This window comes from Alteromonas pelagimontana (assembly GCF_002499975.2).
Classification (GTDB): Bacteria; Pseudomonadota; Gammaproteobacteria; order Enterobacterales; family Alteromonadaceae; genus Alteromonas; species Alteromonas pelagimontana.
The window spans coordinates 3,549,165-3,564,252 of record NZ_CP052766.1 but is presented as its reverse complement, the minus strand read 5'-3'; the positions used below and the strand labels follow the sequence as shown (position 1 = coordinate 3,564,252).

The 15,088-nt window shown below is 46.8% G+C and carries 16 protein-coding genes; 8 read left to right on the top strand and 8 right to left on the bottom strand.

Going from position 1 to position 15,088, the window contains the following annotated elements:
• Window positions 1–162: 162 nt before the first annotated feature.
• Window positions 163–1,836: an L-aspartate oxidase gene (gene nadB, locus CA267_RS15695; protein WP_075610281.1), complete on the top strand. Its 1,674-nt coding sequence runs from the start codon at window positions 163–165 to the stop codon at window positions 1,834–1,836.
• Window positions 1,837–1,843: 7 nt separating this feature from the next.
• On the opposite strand, the gene CA267_RS15690 is transcribed toward nadB, so the two are convergent.
• The 3 genes from CA267_RS15690 to CA267_RS15680 form a co-directional block, all read right to left on the bottom strand.
• Window positions 1,844–2,707, bottom strand: a complete 864-nt coding sequence (locus tag CA267_RS15690; protein WP_075610280.1) for a MaoC family dehydratase — start codon at window positions 2,705–2,707, stop codon at window positions 1,844–1,846.
• A 99-nt stretch (window positions 2,708–2,806) separates the two neighbouring features.
• Complete coding sequence (locus CA267_RS15685) at window positions 2,807–3,247, bottom strand: protein YgfX (RefSeq protein WP_139316260.1); 441 nt, start codon at window positions 3,245–3,247, stop codon at window positions 2,807–2,809.
• The gene (locus CA267_RS15680) at window positions 3,234–3,485 is read right to left on the bottom strand and encodes an FAD assembly factor SdhE (protein ID WP_075610278.1); all 252 of its coding nucleotides are present in this window, start codon (window positions 3,483–3,485) and stop codon (window positions 3,234–3,236) included. The genes CA267_RS15685 and CA267_RS15680 overlap by 14 nt, the downstream gene beginning before the upstream one ends.
• Before the next feature lie 156 nt (window positions 3,486–3,641).
• On the opposite strand from CA267_RS15680, the gene ygfZ reads away from it, so the two are divergent.
• Window positions 3,642–4,637, top strand: coding sequence for a tRNA-modifying protein YgfZ (gene ygfZ / locus CA267_RS15675; RefSeq protein ID WP_075610277.1), 996 nt, complete (start codon window positions 3,642–3,644; stop codon window positions 4,635–4,637).
• A gap of 52 nt (window positions 4,638–4,689) precedes the next feature.
• Window positions 4,690–5,169 (top strand): FKBP-type peptidyl-prolyl cis-trans isomerase, encoded by a 480-nt coding sequence (locus tag CA267_RS15670; RefSeq protein ID WP_075610276.1) that lies wholly within the window; start codon window positions 4,690–4,692, stop codon window positions 5,167–5,169.
• Window positions 5,170–5,365: 196 nt separating this feature from the next.
• On the opposite strand, the gene CA267_RS15665 is transcribed toward CA267_RS15670, so the two are convergent.
• Both CA267_RS15665 and nadE read right to left on the bottom strand, forming a co-directional pair.
• On the bottom strand, window positions 5,366–5,704 hold the full coding sequence (locus CA267_RS15665; protein ID WP_075610275.1) for a P-II family nitrogen regulator: 339 nt from the start codon (window positions 5,702–5,704) through the stop codon (window positions 5,366–5,368).
• Between the two features lie 5 nt (window positions 5,705–5,709).
• Window positions 5,710–6,543, bottom strand: coding sequence for an ammonia-dependent NAD(+) synthetase (gene nadE / locus CA267_RS15660; RefSeq protein WP_075610341.1), 834 nt, complete (start codon window positions 6,541–6,543; stop codon window positions 5,710–5,712).
• A gap of 225 nt (window positions 6,544–6,768) precedes the next feature.
• On the opposite strand from nadE, the gene CA267_RS15655 reads away from it, so the two are divergent.
• The gene (locus CA267_RS15655; protein ID WP_075610274.1) at window positions 6,769–7,314 is read left to right on the top strand and encodes a GspH/FimT family pseudopilin; all 546 of its coding nucleotides are present in this window, start codon (window positions 6,769–6,771) and stop codon (window positions 7,312–7,314) included.
• Here CA267_RS15655 and CA267_RS15650 read toward each other — a convergent pair.
• Window positions 7,311–7,694, bottom strand: coding sequence for a type IV pilin protein (locus CA267_RS15650; RefSeq protein ID WP_075610273.1), 384 nt, complete (start codon window positions 7,692–7,694; stop codon window positions 7,311–7,313). The two genes, CA267_RS15655 and CA267_RS15650, sit on opposite strands and share 4 nt — an antisense overlap.
• Window positions 7,695–7,777: 83 nt before the next feature.
• Here CA267_RS15650 and CA267_RS15645 point away from each other — a divergent pair, with 83 nt between their 5' ends.
• From CA267_RS15645 to CA267_RS15630, 4 genes are read left to right on the top strand one after another with little or no spacing between them, the layout of a single operon-like run.
• Window positions 7,778–8,308 (top strand): prepilin-type N-terminal cleavage/methylation domain-containing protein, encoded by a 531-nt coding sequence (locus tag CA267_RS15645; RefSeq protein ID WP_075610272.1) that lies wholly within the window; start codon window positions 7,778–7,780, stop codon window positions 8,306–8,308.
• Window positions 8,302–8,916 (top strand): prepilin-type N-terminal cleavage/methylation domain-containing protein, encoded by a 615-nt coding sequence (locus CA267_RS15640; RefSeq protein ID WP_075610271.1) that lies wholly within the window; start codon window positions 8,302–8,304, stop codon window positions 8,914–8,916. Before CA267_RS15645 ends, CA267_RS15640 begins: the two co-directional genes overlap by 7 nt.
• The gene (locus tag CA267_RS15635; RefSeq protein WP_097349222.1) at window positions 8,909–10,000 is read left to right on the top strand and encodes a hypothetical protein; all 1,092 of its coding nucleotides are present in this window, start codon (window positions 8,909–8,911) and stop codon (window positions 9,998–10,000) included. The genes CA267_RS15640 and CA267_RS15635 overlap by 8 nt, the downstream gene beginning before the upstream one ends.
• A gap of 2 nt (window positions 10,001–10,002) precedes the next feature.
• Window positions 10,003–10,530, top strand: a complete 528-nt coding sequence (locus CA267_RS15630) for a type II secretion system protein (protein WP_075610269.1) — start codon at window positions 10,003–10,005, stop codon at window positions 10,528–10,530.
• Here CA267_RS15630 and CA267_RS15625 read toward each other — a convergent pair.
• Both CA267_RS15625 and CA267_RS15620 read right to left on the bottom strand, forming a co-directional pair.
• Window positions 10,527–10,988 (bottom strand): type IV pilin protein, encoded by a 462-nt coding sequence (locus tag CA267_RS15625; protein ID WP_217358038.1) that lies wholly within the window; start codon window positions 10,986–10,988, stop codon window positions 10,527–10,529. The genes CA267_RS15630 and CA267_RS15625 overlap by 4 nt on opposite strands.
• Before the next feature lie 25 nt (window positions 10,989–11,013).
• The gene (locus CA267_RS15620; RefSeq protein ID WP_075610267.1) at window positions 11,014–15,078 is read right to left on the bottom strand and encodes a PilC/PilY family type IV pilus protein; all 4,065 of its coding nucleotides are present in this window, start codon (window positions 15,076–15,078) and stop codon (window positions 11,014–11,016) included.
• Window positions 15,079–15,088: the final 10 nt, after the last annotated feature.

Here is a 15,088-nt window from a genome sequence, read left to right as displayed (position 1 = left end):
GCTCATGCAAGCAATGGAGTAGACTTTCTACTTCTGAAAAAGTTCGCAAAAAAGAATCTTTTATTGCAAAAAAATTAAACGAATGTTTGATCGTTATTTAAGTTTTTCGTTGCATCAATTAGACTTGCCGAACCTTCGCTTAATCCGACAATGCTAAAATACATGAAAACAGTGACTTCTTCACTATCTTCCACAGATTCACAAGCGATTGAACATCGTTGTGACGTACTAATTATTGGCAGCGGTGCTGCTGGTCTAAGCATGGCGTTGAAACTCGCTGATCACTGCAATGTCATTATTCTTAGCAAAAGCGATCGCAATGAAGGTTCGACGCGCTATGCGCAAGGCGGGATTGCCGCTGTCTTTGATGAACTCGATTCCATCGACGCTCATGTTAATGACACCCTGGATGCAGGCGCAGGTTTATGTGATGAAGCTGCTGTACGCTTCACTGCGGAACACGCCAAAGGTGCACTTAAGTGGTTAATTGATTATGGCGTGCCATTTGATACAGAAAAAAACGAACAAGGCGTAGAGCGTTTCCACTTAACCCGAGAAGGCGGTCATAGCCACCGGCGAATTTTACATGCCGCAGATGCTACCGGTGAAGCTTTACAAATTACTTTGAATGATCAGGTATCAGCACATCCTAACATTCACTTCTTCGAGCGCTACAACGCCATCGACCTAATTCCTTCGAAAAATCACCCTGGCCGTTGCACAGGTGCATACGTATGGAATCGTCAGCGCGAGCATGTTGAAGTAATTCGTAGCAATTTTATTGCGCTGGCAACCGGCGGCGGAAGTAAGGTTTACCAGTATACGTCAAATCCTGATGTCTCCAGCGGTGACGGGGTAGCGATGGCGTGGCGCGCTGGCTGTCGCGTGGCTAATATGGAGTTCAACCAGTTTCACCCTACCTGCCTTTATCATCCTCTAGCGAGAAACTTTTTGATTTCAGAAGCGCTGCGGGGCGAAGGTGCTCAACTGTGTCACGCTGATGGCACTCGCTTTATGCACAATTTCGATGAACGGGGAGATCTGGCGCCCCGGGACATTGTCGCCCGTGCAATCGATTTCGAAATGAAACGTTTAGGCGCAGATTGTATGTATCTGGATATCAGCCACAAGCCAGCTGATTTCATCGTTAAGCATTTTCCGAATATTTACCGGCGCTGTCGTTCCTTAGGAATCGATATTACCCGCCAACCCGTACCGGTCGTACCGGCAGCACATTACAGTTGCGGCGGCGTGGTCACCGATTTTGACGCCAGAACGGATTTGGATAACGTCTACGCTGTTGGGGAAGTTGCTTACACTGGTCTGCACGGAGCAAATCGTATGGCTTCTAATTCGTTGCTGGAATGTGTGGTTTATGCATCGGCAGCGGCGGAGCATATTATTTCCCGGACAAATGATGATTATGCGGAAGAGGCGATTGCGCCTTGGGATGAAAGTCAGGTGAGTAATTCAGATGAAGAAGTTATTATTCAACACAATTGGCACGAACTACGACTGTTTATGTGGGATTATGTCGGCATCGTTCGCACCAATAAGCGACTGGAAAGAGCACTTCGCAGGATCAATCTGCTAGAGCAGGAAATTCAGGAATACTATTCTCACTTCCGGGTGAGCAATAACCTTTTAGAGCTTCGTAATCTGGTAACTGTTGCTGAACTGATTGTCCGCTGTGCGATGAGTAGAAAAGAAAGTCGCGGTCTGCACTTTAACCTCGACTACCCGGACATGTTGGAGCACCCTACCCCAACTATCTTACAACCTTCAAAAAACCGCACAAAAATTGAACCTGGCTCTCTGACCACTTACAGCTCGTAGCCAACGTTTAAGAAACGGTGCCGAGAATATGCGGGGCCGTTTTTTCATTTCCGACTAAAGCGAAAGTTGCGGTGTGTTGTTCGGGGTTGTCCATAAGTAAGTGAGTCAGAGCTGGCAAAAACACCGGACGCTTAAATTCACAGTATATCTGCGATATAGGATCAGCAGCGTTTTCTTTACGTCGTACATGTTTTTCAATTTCTGAGACACATTTTGCCAGCGTCCACATTCCATGAGCGATTGTCTTATCAAATCCAAACGGACGGGCGCTAAAACGCGATAAGTGAATAGGATTATAATCGCCGGAAAGTTTTGCGTAGCGCCGTCCAATCCCCTCAGGCACATCAATATCAGTGACCTCATTGAACTGCTCCCACTGCGCTTTAGGCGGAAATGAGCTGTCTACTTTTCGCTCCACATGAGGCGCATTAATTCTGATCAGATAGCGGCCAATCGCCTGATAAACATCTTGCCCCTGTTGCTCGGCGGTAACTTTTATTCCAATCTCCCACCCTTTCACATGAGCTTGAACATCATGAAACCGGGCGGTTAACTTCGCTGGCTTGGATACGTCCACTTGGGTTTGCTGGATAATTTCATTGGTTCTGTGGATCAACCCTAAAAGCGGGAACGGGCTTCCTTTATCGGCCAGACATTGCATTTGAAGATTCGTGGCTCTTGTCTGTAGATAGCACGGATGAGGTTGGTGCTTCACATTCCAGCCTACGTTTTCGCAATATGCCTGATAGTGTTCTGGATCAGGAGACAAGTGCTCTACATAAACCTTTTGTGGCAGCAACGGAGGATTAAATTGCGTCAGCGCTTGAGTATCTGCCCGTTTTAGGAGTGCTTTTAAGTAAGTTAAATTCAAAATAGTTCTATGAGAGAAAATCTAAAAATAGATAATAGAGAAGTCAGTTGCACAAATAAACTTCTATTCTGTCAGTGCCGCATTTTCTGCTTGTTCCCTTTAAGACTGTCTAATCGCAAGAACTTGCCTCACCAGACGACGATAGTCCTGCTCGCTACACTCCCCTCGCATGATCCAGCGGTGAAATTTTTTATTGTTCTGGTCCAGCAAACACAGATATATAGCAAAGAATGTGACGCAGCTTTTGCGGGAAATTATCTGATACGGCTCTTCTACTGCAATATTATTTCGCAATAAAACCTGCCAGTGCGCTTCCTGGTTTATCTGTACTGCTTCGGGTTGTTGTTCGACGGGTTGACGATGTTGCCAACCACACCAAAGGGCGACCGGTACAAACAGTAAAAACAGATACAGTGGAGACAGCCATGTCCACACCGGTTCTGGCAGTAAATATAAGGCTACGCCTAAAATTATCACTGGCCCATAATAAGCATACCGACGCAGTGGTGATACCTGTAGCGAAAGTCTATACTTTGACACGATTGACGATAATCGAAACCATCTCTGCCAATTCTGGATCCTCACACTTTTGATGACCCATGAACCACGCAAACAGGTCAGGATCGTCACTCGTCAGTAAGCGTTCAAACGTCTCTTTTTCATCATCTTTTAAATCATCGAATGCTTCATCGACAAATGGCATCAGCAACACATCAAGTTCAAGCATACCGCGACGGCACGCCCACTTTAATCGGGCTCGTCTTTTTACTGAAAACATAGAAAATTCACTGTTAATTACACCGCCTAACTATAACACGCCTCCAACATTGTGTTGACTGCTCTTTTTAGCGGTTTTCCACTCAACGGGCTTGCTTCTTTAAATAATTGCCCCATTGTTAAAAATATTGCTACCTCACAGGATCTCGGAGCCCGCATGAGTTCACTCGCCTCATTGAAGAACATTGAGGAAAATTGTTGTATTACCCTTGATCAGCACGCAATCATTAGTGTGACTGGTGAACAGCGTGATAGCTATCTTCACGGACAATTGACCGTTGATATTAATAAGTTGGCTGATGATCAGGCTAGAAGAGCGGCTCACTGCGATTTTAAAGGCAAAGCCTGGGCGCTGATGACAGTATGTCGTTTCAGCGATGCAGTATTGCTTAGCATTGCTAAAGACGCATTGACGTCATCTATGGCGCAACTCCAAAAGTACGGCGTTTTTTCAAAAATAGAGATCCGTGATGAAGCCTCTCACTTTCAGCAGTTTGCTTTACAGGGAACCCAGGCAGAAGCGTTCGTTATTGAACAATTTGGTAAGTTACCCGAAAGCCCAATGCAAAGTCTTCAGTCTTCTGATGGCCTGGTAATTCGACAGGACTATCCGCAGTCACTATACTGGCTGATTTTATCTCCGGCAGGGGCAGAAGCACTGCAGACATATGTTAGACAGAATCAGATTGTTAACTACCCTTCTTCCGTATATGAGGCGCTAGCGGTCGAGAATGGGATCCCAGACGTCACTAATGATAATATCAATCAATTTGTGCCGCAGATGATGAACCTGCAGGCGTTAAATGGTATTGATTTTAACAAAGGCTGTTATATGGGTCAGGAAGTCGTAGCACGGACTCGTTATTTGGGGCGAAACAAACGTGCTGCGTTCAGCTTTTGTATTCCAGCCGCGCTAGCCGTAAAGCCTGGAGATATACTTGAGAAGCAGTTAGGGGACAACTGGCGCAGGGGCGGTACGGTAATTCGGGCCGCAACGTTAGGAGCGGAAACCTGGATAATGGCGGTACTAGCAAATGATACTGAAATGAATGCTGTTCATCGGTTGGCTAGCGCTCCAGAACACAGCTTCACTCCTATAACGTTACCTTACTCTGTAGAACCGAATTCTGAAAATCTCGCTAAGCAAAAGTAAGCTGGCGACAAATTCACGTGCAGCGCAAGGCTGCCACAATCAAGGAAATATTATGACAATTACCTCAGACAGCGTCGTTACGATTCACTATAAAGTGTCTTCAGAAGACGGTACAGAGCTGGATTCATCTTTCGGCAAACAGCCCTTAACCGTTTTGCTGGGCAGACGATTTCTCATTGAAGGCCTGGAAGAGGCGCTGATGGGTAAAAGCAAAGGCGATTCCTTTTCCGTGTCGGTTGAACCAGAAAGAGCTTATGGCCAGAGAATGGATCAGCTAGTGCAGCGCGTACCTAAAAATATGTTTGAAGGCATGGAACCTGAAGTGGGCATGTCATTTAGAGCAACCACCGAACAAGGTGAGCAATCTGTTGTGATTGTGGAAGCGACAGACGATGAAGTCGTTGTGGATGGTAATCATCCACTTGCTGGCGTTCCTTTATCATTTGAAGTTGAAGTGGTTGAGGTCCGTGAAGCGACACCAGAAGAACTGGATCACGGCCATGTGCACGGGCCGGGTGGTCACGATCACTAGTTGACTCAACCCAATATAAAAGGTGGCCGCGGCCACCTTTTATTTTATTGGGGTAATTACCGGCTAGTAGAGGCCATATTCATCTGTTTTAATAGTGACCTAATTTATCTCCGGTGTATCGAATCACGCGCCGCTTTATGAGAATTAGCACTTTTGATGTTTTCGCAGCGTAAATAATTATTACGACTAATCAGGGTTACAACGCATCTTCGTTGTTTTCACCGGTACGAATACGTATCGCATGGTCAACGTTATACACGAAAATTTTGCCATCCCCGATTTTGCCCGTTTTGGCTGAACCCTCTATCGCTTCGATCGCTTGCTCTACAAGATCGTCCGCAACCACCATTTCAATCTTAATCTTCGGCAGAAAATCGACTTGGTATTCGGCGCCGCGATACAGTTCAGTATGCCCTTTTTGTCGTCCAAAGCCTTTAACTTCGGTCACCGTCATTCCTGCAATGCCAACTTCCGCGAGAGCTTCGCGAACGTCATCCATTTTAAACGGTTTAATAATAGCTTCGATTTTTTTCATAACGGCTACTCGTCGTAAACGGTGGGTATGGGAACCCGTTTGTGCTGGGTTCGTTGGTAAATATAAAGCAATTTTTCTGACACTTCTTCTGGAACATCCTTCCCTTCAAGAAAATCATCAATTTGATCATAAGTCAGCCCCAGAGCCTGCTCGTCGGCCTTTTGCGGTGCCAATGATTCCAGATCGGCGGTGGGGGCTTTTTGAAGTATTTTAGCCGGCGCTCCAAGGTGCTCTGCTACCTGGCGAACCTGTCTCTTATTCAGACCAAATAAAGGAGCCAAATCACAGGCACCGTCGCCATACTTGGTGTAAAAGCCGGTGATATTTTCAGCTGAATGATCACTGCCCAACACCAGTCCATCTACCATTCCCGCAATTTCGTATTGAACCACCATCCGCGTACGAGCTTTAACATTACCTTTTACAAAGTCCTGCTTCCCTTCGTCTTTTGGTAGCAATCCGCTACCACTAAGCGCGGAGGATGTGGCGTCGTGAGTCCCATCGGCACCAGGCTTTATGTTAACGGTAATGGTGTGCGACGGCTTAATAAATTCCACGGCTGCTGTTGCATCTTCTTCATCAACCTGCACACCATAAGGTAATCTGACTGCAATAAATTTAAACCTTTGATGTTGCTCTTCATTGAGCTCATCAACAGCAAGCTGAGCAAGCCGGCCAAGCGCACAGGAATCGATACCGCCGCTGATGCCAAGCACCAACGCCGAAAGTCCCGACTGCTTAAGTTGCTGCTTGATGAAATCTACCCGTCGCGTTACCTCAAAAGCAACATCAATGCTGGGAAGCACTTTCATTTCTTCAATAACTGCTTGTTTCTGCATCATAAAATCCACTTGTCTGCGTTGGCGTCCTGAATGGAGTCTACGCTACTGCGATTGTTGTGTCAGCAATGACGTAACGTACAGACATCTGAAAATTCAGACGCTATGTGAGAAAAAACGCAAATTGTTATTGCTATAGACTCACGCACTCGAATTATTATACCCAAATTTTTTATTTATAGTTTAGGCTATACAACAAAAGAAACGACGAGAATCCCTATCGATATGCGCAACGTCCGCGGTCTCACATTAATAGAGTTAATGACAACGGTTGCCATCCTAGCCATTCTAATGACAATCGGCGCTCCCGGTATTCAGCGCATTCTACAACAAAACAGTGTGACCGCCGATATCAATAACTTAAGCGCAGCGGCCAGATTTGCGCGCTTTACCGCCATTGATGAAGAGGTGGAAGTAACGCTCTGCCCTACCGCAGATTTCAGTCAATGTACTGCCGACTGGCAGCAAAACAAAATGGTGTTCGTCGACAGTAACGCTAACGGTTCCAGAGATGCCAATGAACCCGTTCTCTCCACTGCGGATGCTGTCAGTAAAGGAAACTCAATTGCAGGCATATCCAGCGCACTCCTTTTTAGCGCCCACGGCGGCATTGATCAAGCCCTTACTGTTACTGTCTGCCCTAGCGGTGGCTCAGCAAAGGATGCTTCCGCTTTAATTACCAGCTTGTATGGCCGCATCGCCGTAGCTATTGATAGTGACAACAATGACATTAAAGAAAGTAGCAGCGGCGCGGATTTGTCCTGCAGTTAGTGCCAACATTCTTCCGGCGTTTGATGAGAAGACTGATCCACTGAAATTTGATCGCAGCCGTCTCGTTTTTCATCTATTCTTTTTGCAATAAGAGTGTAAGTGCTTCGTCCTGTATTCTCCACGCTAATGGTATAATACTCTGTTACCGGGCTTCCCAATTCAGCTGCACTGGCATAGCTTTCATTCTCGAGTCGATGGCGTTCTTGTAAGTGTTGTAAATTAAGCAGGGTCAGACGAATATCTGCCTGTCTGGCACGCGTAATAAACTGACTATAGGCTGGCACCGCAATGGCTGCCAATATGCCACTGATTGCCAGCGCCACCAGCAGTTCCAACAAGCTCATGCCACACTCGCTTTTCGTCTCCCTTCGCCCCAGCATTCGCTTTCCCCCGCTTAAGGTCAGTATTCATAGCTCTTGCTATTCGTTACATTGCAAACAGATTAACAAAGCAGGACTTCCTTTTGACCTCTTCACAAGTACAGTCACCACCTTACGGGCTGACGTTAACAGAACTACTGGTAGTTATGGGCTTGATAGGCCTGCTATTAACGCTCGCTATTCCCTCGTACGTGGACCTTCAACACCAACAGTTGTTGCGAAAAACATTGACTCAGACTCGGCTGTTATTCAGAGAAGCACAAAGTCTGGCTATGGTAGAAAGTAAAACTACCCGTTTACAAATCACAACCGGAGCTTCATGGTGTCTTGCCATTACCCGCCAAACATCCTGCAACTGCTTGATAGAAAGCGATTGCGCAGTCGCGGGTCGAGAATACAAAGTGAGTGCCGCGAAAACGCCAATACTTCTTTTTCACTCCACGTTTGTTCCTGCCAATTCAACCTCGTTTGATTCCACCGGCCTTTCCTATGGCTTTGCGGGTAGTCTTACATTTAAAATTGCCGAGCGTCAGGCCAAACTTATTTTAAGTAACCTGGGGCGGGTTCGCGTTTGTATGGCGCAAGGGCAACTAAGTGGTGTTCCTCAATGCTAAGAGCGAACAAAGGTTTTACGTTAGTTGAGTTGCTCATCACCATGGCAGTAGGAACAGCCATGGTTTCTGCTACAGCCATATTTGCGGCCCATCTTTCTGTCACCCACCAAAAGATGACTCTCACGCTTCAGCTTCAGGATTCGTTAATACGGTTAGCGACTGTTCTCACCCGGCAGCTTTCTCATTCCGGGTATGACGGCAATGCCATGACTTATTTTCATACCCCTTCCAGTGGAAGCAGCGAATTCGCCGATACCCTCAAACTTTCACACTTTCCCGGCGAAATGAATAACAGTTGTGTGGTTTTTCGCTATGACCACAATCGCAACGGGCAGTTTGACGCTGTATCGCCCAACGAAAATTTCGGATTTCGTCTACACGAGAAGGCGGTGGAAATGCGGTATAATGGCAACAGTTGCAAGCAATTGGGTTGGCATAATTTAACGGATCCCAATGAAGTTGAAGTACTCTCTTTACACTTTGCGCTGTATTCACAGCCAACCCAACCCCATCATCGCTTACTTGCTGTAACAATAGAAGCGCAGCTGACTCGCTATCCTTCTATTACCCGTACCATTAGCGCAACCACCAGCATTGTAAATGGCTAATTTACCGGTAAGGACGACTCGCGGCATGGCGTTGCTCGGGCCTATCATGCTGCTTATCGGCTTTAGTATTACTGGTGCGGTAGTGGTAGGAAAAATACTGCTAAGCCAGCAAACGATTAGCCGAAGCCTCAAAGAGCAACAGCAGGCATCAGCCGATGCGGTTAATAAACTTACGGTTCGGGTTGCGCAGTTACAACATACCAATGATTGGCAGGCGCAGCTTTCTCTTACCGAGCGTGAGGACGTTACATCCTACTCCAAAAACATTGTTCGTGAGGCAACGACAGAAAGCTTTACCTTACGGGTTCGGGGAGCATCCGAGGACGGCGCAGTACAACGTCATATTGAAGCATCGTACATACGCTTTCCGCGACTTATTAATCTTCCCCCAGCACCTTTGATGGTACAAGGGGAGCTGTCTCCATCGACCAGCTTAATGCTGCACTCGATTACCGCAGATACACTGACGCCCCAGTGGCTATCGTACGTCAGTGATAGCCATTTAGACCTTAGCGGCAACGACAAAATCACCTGTCTGGAACCGCGCTTCAATGTCGCCAGTTGCGTGGATAACGCTGTTACCTCGTCCGCTGTTAAAGGCCCAGATATCGTGGATAACGCAGCAGGATTCCCGCCAGATATTTTTGCCTATCTCTTCGGCGTTACAAGTAGCCGCTATGAAAAAGTACGTCAAAGCGCACATTTTTTGCGCACCAATTGCGATGATACTACAGGACTGGTCGGAATGATTTGGATAGAAGGAAACTGTGACCTCGCCACCTCAGCAATGCTCGGTAGCGAAACCTCGCCGGTAATTGTAGTTGTTCACAATGGCGAACTATTGCTAAGAACTCACAGCAAAATTTTTGGCTTGGTGGTGATTTTTAGAGAAAACTCCGCGCTGGATTACCGCGTCACCATTCCCATAAGTGCCTTGGTGAAAGGAGCAATTATATCCAACCATGCTGTTGATGCTGACTCTACTATCAACATTTTATATTCTCGGGCGCTTTTATTAACGCTTCAGAGGCATCCTTTTCTACAGCAAATGGAATTGATCCCAGGCACCTGGAGAAGCTTCTGAAAATGAAACAACAAGGCTTTACCTATATTGAAGTTGCCATTGCGACTGTCATTGTCGCATTATCAGCACAGAGTATGATTATGCTGACGCAGAATTGGCGCCAATTTGCTGAATCAATTTTTGAAAGACACGCTGCGAACTTTTTACTTATAGGAACTGCGCAAGATTTTCAGCTTTTAGCAGCAAATCAGGCGGCCGACGCTTTTGCGCAAATTGAAGAAAATAGCGGAGCACGGGAACCAGCTGGGTTAACTACCATCAATCTTGGTTCGGCAAATCCAAGTGCATCGTTTTCAAGAAATTGGCATGTGAGTTCACAATACCTTGACCTTTCTACACCGCTAAGAGCGAACTTCACCTCCACGCCACAAGAAGAAATTCGCCCTACGATAAAACAAATAACTGTGACAATAAACTGGACTGATGCTGATGGTGACGTCAAAAGCATCACCACGTCAGTAGCTATCAGGTCACCCGCACCAGGCAGCCTGGATAACTTTTATCAACTTAATATGACTGCAGGTTTTTAACAGGACCAGCAGTATTCTGTTGCCTGAATACTGCCGTTACTATCGCTGTCCCACGCTTTGCGACCATCACTGAAGTAAAACAAATCACCGTTGCCGGCCTGAGATGAACCTGAAACCGGCGTCGCCTTAAGTTCATAAGCCGTATCTGAAGCGGCCACTATGGTGAGCGAATAGCGTTTATTGGTTTCGCTTTCCGAGGCAGGTGAGTAACCGGCAAATATTGCGGGACTACCGGTGTTTGCCCCTCCTGATGCTGCGCCCTGATAGCTGAATGTGCCACTGTGGTGGCGTTCCATGGCAGCGGCAAGGGCCATTAAATCCGCCTGCGCGCTGCTGCGGTAACTGCTCTTGATCACAGATTGATACGAAGGATAGGCTATGGCGGTAATTATACTTACCACCGCCACTACAATCATCAGTTCGATAAGGGTAAAACCCTGCTTTAATGTGCTCTTCATGTACATCACTCAGTAATTATTGTTATTATTGGCGTTCGGTTTCTGTTTCCCAACTGCCTCGCTGTACCCGCTCGAATCGACCATAGATATGCCGTGCCAGACAAGCGAAATCAGAACCGCAGTCTTCTTCGTCGCCATTTTCATCAACATCAATCACTGCTGAGACGCATTCGGTTCCAAGACACACCACCGGCCTGACAATCTCTTCAATCAGTATTTTGGTTTCCGGCGCAATTCCGGTTTGTTTCAGCTGCGCATACCTGTCCTCATTGTCTAAATTGTTGTTATTATTTAGATCATCCACCGCGTTCCCGTTGAACATATCCACCAGATAAGCCCGACTGTTTCCTGTAGGCGGCGCACAGGCACTCTCGGAGCTACTCGCTGGCACATAAGATGTGAAAAGTATTTTATAATCTATGATAAGCGGAGAAGACAGCACCTTCTCACCCGCGGTTCCTAAGCGGATATACCAGCCCGACTTTCCCGCAAAAGCCGAGGTTGCGATTTCTCGGGTGGTAGCGTCACTGTCAGTGAGAAGATGATTAGTGGCGTCATAAAGGTTTGATTCGGTCAGAACAGTGTCAAACGTATACAAGCCTTCACTGTCTCTAAGGAACACACCTTTATCCTTCAACATATAGAAGCGGTCAGCCACAGTGGTATTGAGCGGGGAAGCGCGCCAGCCGCTGCCAATGGCTACCGCATAGTAAAGCTCATCTCCCAGCGCGACCTCTGATACATCAGCGCCATAGAAAAAGCGTCGATTATCGGCTTCTAACGGCCCTCCAAAATCAGCCAATCTTGCGCCTTTTACAAAATCAGCGCCCGTGCTGCCGTTGTAAATGTCCATACGGAATAGTTGACCGCCCATATCGGCCACATACATGTGATCAGCAAATCCATCATTATCTCGATCAATGACTGAAATTCTGCCGGGAATACTATATTGCATGTCAGGAAGGTTTAAATCAGCATCAGCGTTGCTGGCGTGCCATAATAATTCGCCGCTATCAGCATCAAACATGTATACGGCATTGCCGTAAGCATCAGCCGAGCGAACTGATTTAGTATCTTGTTCATCACTGTATCCACCGCCTACAATCATCACATTGCGCTCGGTGGAACCTATTTTAACTTTGGTAATGGTAGGCCTTGACCAGGTCTGACCGAGTTTTTCCAGCCCGACATCACCGCCATTGATAGTAAAAAGCAAGGAGGGGGAGGTTTTGCTGGTAACATCAAACACATAGTAGTTTCGACCACCACGGCGCATCCCGAGATACAGGTAGGTTTTATCATCGACATACCGTAATACCATGTCACCGTCTAATCCATACACATGGTTAAACGTGGAGTTATCCTGATAAAAATCGTACAGGTTGCCGAGCAAATCTTTGGGGATAATGGCGAAATTCTCTTCCCCTGTGTAAGCATCAAATGAATGCAGAAAACCTTGGTTGGTAGCGACAAAAATTGCTGAATCTGTGGTTCCATAATTCACAATGACGGGCTGCGAATGGATAGGATCGCCCATTTGCAATCGCACGTCGGTAGTGCTTCCGTCTCCATCAACGTCTTTTATATCTACGCCTCGGGCCCACTTCAAAAGATTAGCGCGCAGACTGTCGTCATCAATAGCTTCAATTGCTAAGTCGCGTCTAGTAATAGTGGTGTTGGTCTCATGCAGGCGATTCACTGATGAAATTACATTCCCCGGGGTATCGAAGAAATAGACATTTCTGTTGCTATTGAGCAAGCTGGCTGCCCCGCCCTCACGTACATCGTTGCCGTCCGCGAGTACAGACCAGTAACTGTGGGAATTGTCGGCAAAAAATCCGGTAACACTGTCGACCGCATCAATGCCGTTTCTATCCAGAATTTGATCGCCACTTAATTTATATTTCTTAAGATTGCCCGGCCAAATGGTACCTTCAGCGGGTTTGAAAAGCGCAAAGTACAACTCGTCCCGGTGTGTCAGACGGTTCAACTGGTTTACCGCCACCCCCGGTGATACAAAGGTCGCATTTATGTCTTTTACTGATCGCAAAATAGATTGGAAGGCGTTGGTGAGTTGTTCGCTATCATCGGCCTTATAAAAGCCGCCACCGCTTTGAACTGCTAATTGATTAAGAAAATTATTGGCCGTGGTGTTAGCAGCGAAACCGATGGTATGGGTAATTACCCGTCGGTCAATAGCCGAAGTTTCAGTTTTGCTGACATTTTTTACCAGATCCAGTCCGCATTTTTCTCCGCCGGAACCTGTGCAATATTTGTTAAGCAAAGACTGAATTTTCGATACGCTATGATTGTTGTTTGCTTCACCGTCGGAGAGCAAGACGATATGATTGTTCGTCTGACACTGCAAATCCTGCACCGGCGAAATATACGTCGCGCCAGAGGGTATATACTCGTTCATACATTCATAACTGCTCAGATTATCTTCAGTACAACCATTTGGCAGCACCGAATCAGCGCCAATATAAGAGGCTCGGTGGCTGACGCGGGTACTACGTCTTAGCGTGCTGGAAACACTGGAATTTCCTCGGGCCAAACCATAATCTACGTCTAAGCCGCCGTAGTACAGAACGCCTTCATATAAGGAATCGACAATAGGTGTCATGCCGCTGGCGTACAGTTCATCTACTTTGCTGATTAGGTGCTCTCGAACTGTTGCCGACACGCCGGGTGAGGCGTTGCCGTTAAACTTTATCACCAGTCTTGGCGCATAGGATGCTTGTCCGTTGTAGGAGTAAATACCCCGGGTACCAGAAAAATCACTAAATACAAAACCCAGGGCATTGCCGGGTGACCAGCCGCCGCGGTTAACAATAGCCTGCACAATGGACGAAACATCTGGTGTCTGCACATCATACTTACGGTAAAAAGCAGGTATATTCCAGTCTATTCCCGCGGTCTTCGGTAGATCACGCACCATATACCGGCGGTGAGGGTGAAAGTCTTCAAGATTATCCTGAGCAACACCCCTGATTCTTGCAGAAGCAGACCAGTATTCGGTATCGTAAGCAGTAAATTCAAGATGAGCCTCTTTGATAGTGGCTCCCTGGGGAATGTTAACGTTATGAAATCGGATGCCAACATATTCATTGTTTCGACTGTCAAAGGTCAGTTCTGTACCCGTTGCGTCATAACCTCGTGATTGCTCTTCTACGTTATCTTTATTGGTATCTACCTGAAAAACGGCTTCACCCGCCACACATCCAACAGCAGTTGTCTCGTCATACGTCACCACCAATTGGGGCGAGCTACCCAGGCCTTGATCGTAGGCTTTTGCCTGACGATTGCTGGCGCTGTCTGTGCTGGAAGCTTCCATCATTAGCGTGAGCGCCTGCCCACCACACCACGCTTCTTGATCAACAATTTCCTGCAGGATGACAGAAATGTCAGGTGTAATTACAATTTCATCAGTCACAGGAAAACTATTATTACTGTCCCACAATATGTCATTTGAGGTGATAGTGCGTGAGGAGAGATTATTGGCGGAGTTTGTAATCTCAGCACTATTTCCACTTAATTCCCCCTTTATAACAAAGGATGTCGCGGCAGTATTTAATTGACTGGAAGTCAGACGCAATTGAGCGCTGGTAATTACCGCGCCCCGTGGAATGTCTACATCGGTGAAACGAAAGGCCGAAAGGACGGTAGACGTTCCCAGACTTAGCACCAACGTATTGCTATTAAAATTAACATTGCCGTTCACCTCGTATGCATCGTCGCTTCCCTGGGAAGTAGAAGTAATAATTTCCGGGCTGACGGTATCGTCAATATTGCGTACCGGAAACAGTACAGGTCCGCCATAATCCGAAAACCGCATCAAGCCGGCGTTAATGTTTGTCGCCGAGCTTAGCGTAGATTTGAGCGCATCCTGTACTCTTACCATTCTGGATAAATCTGTATTATCCTTTGCCGTCATACTTCCGGAGGTATCCATAATAAACAGCACGTTAGGACTATAAGTAACAGCAGAACCGGAAGTTCCTAAATAGATATCAAGGTCATCCCCTACCGCCGACCAGCCGATACAAAGCCACAGAATTAATGAAAACAGACACTGTACTAGGTTCTTCATATCCACTCCG

Bases quoted from the DNA above. Each gene is read 5' to 3' on its own strand.
- CA267_RS15680 (WP_075610278.1), bottom strand. From the start codon at position 3,485: ATGTTTTCAGTAAAAAGACGAGCCCGATTAAAGTGGGCGTGCCGTCGC.
- CA267_RS15625 (WP_217358038.1), bottom strand. From the start codon at position 10,988: ATGAAGAGCACATTAAAGCAGGGTTTTACCCTTATCGAACTGATGATT.
- CA267_RS15635 (WP_097349222.1), top strand. From the start codon at position 8,909: ATGGCTAATTTACCGGTAAGGACGACTCGCGGCATGGCGTTGCTCGGG.
- nadB (WP_075610281.1), top strand. From the start codon at position 163: ATGAAAACAGTGACTTCTTCACTATCTTCCACAGATTCACAAGCGATT.
- CA267_RS15650 (WP_075610273.1), bottom strand. From the start codon at position 7,694: ATGCTGGGGCGAAGGGAGACGAAAAGCGAGTGTGGCATGAGCTTGTTG.
- nadE (WP_075610341.1), bottom strand. From the start codon at position 6,543: ATGCAGAAACAAGCAGTTATTGAAGAAATGAAAGTGCTTCCCAGCATT.
- CA267_RS15665 (WP_075610275.1), bottom strand. From the start codon at position 5,704: ATGAAAAAAATCGAAGCTATTATTAAACCGTTTAAAATGGATGACGTT.
- CA267_RS15620 (WP_075610267.1), bottom strand. From the start codon at position 15,078: ATGAAGAACCTAGTACAGTGTCTGTTTTCATTAATTCTGTGGCTTTGT.
- CA267_RS15655 (WP_075610274.1), top strand. From the start codon at position 6,769: ATGCGCAACGTCCGCGGTCTCACATTAATAGAGTTAATGACAACGGTT.
- CA267_RS15670 (WP_075610276.1), top strand. From the start codon at position 4,690: ATGACAATTACCTCAGACAGCGTCGTTACGATTCACTATAAAGTGTCT.
- ygfZ (WP_075610277.1), top strand. From the start codon at position 3,642: ATGAGTTCACTCGCCTCATTGAAGAACATTGAGGAAAATTGTTGTATT.
- CA267_RS15640 (WP_075610271.1), top strand. From the start codon at position 8,302: ATGCTAAGAGCGAACAAAGGTTTTACGTTAGTTGAGTTGCTCATCACC.
- CA267_RS15630 (WP_075610269.1), top strand. From the start codon at position 10,003: ATGAAACAACAAGGCTTTACCTATATTGAAGTTGCCATTGCGACTGTC.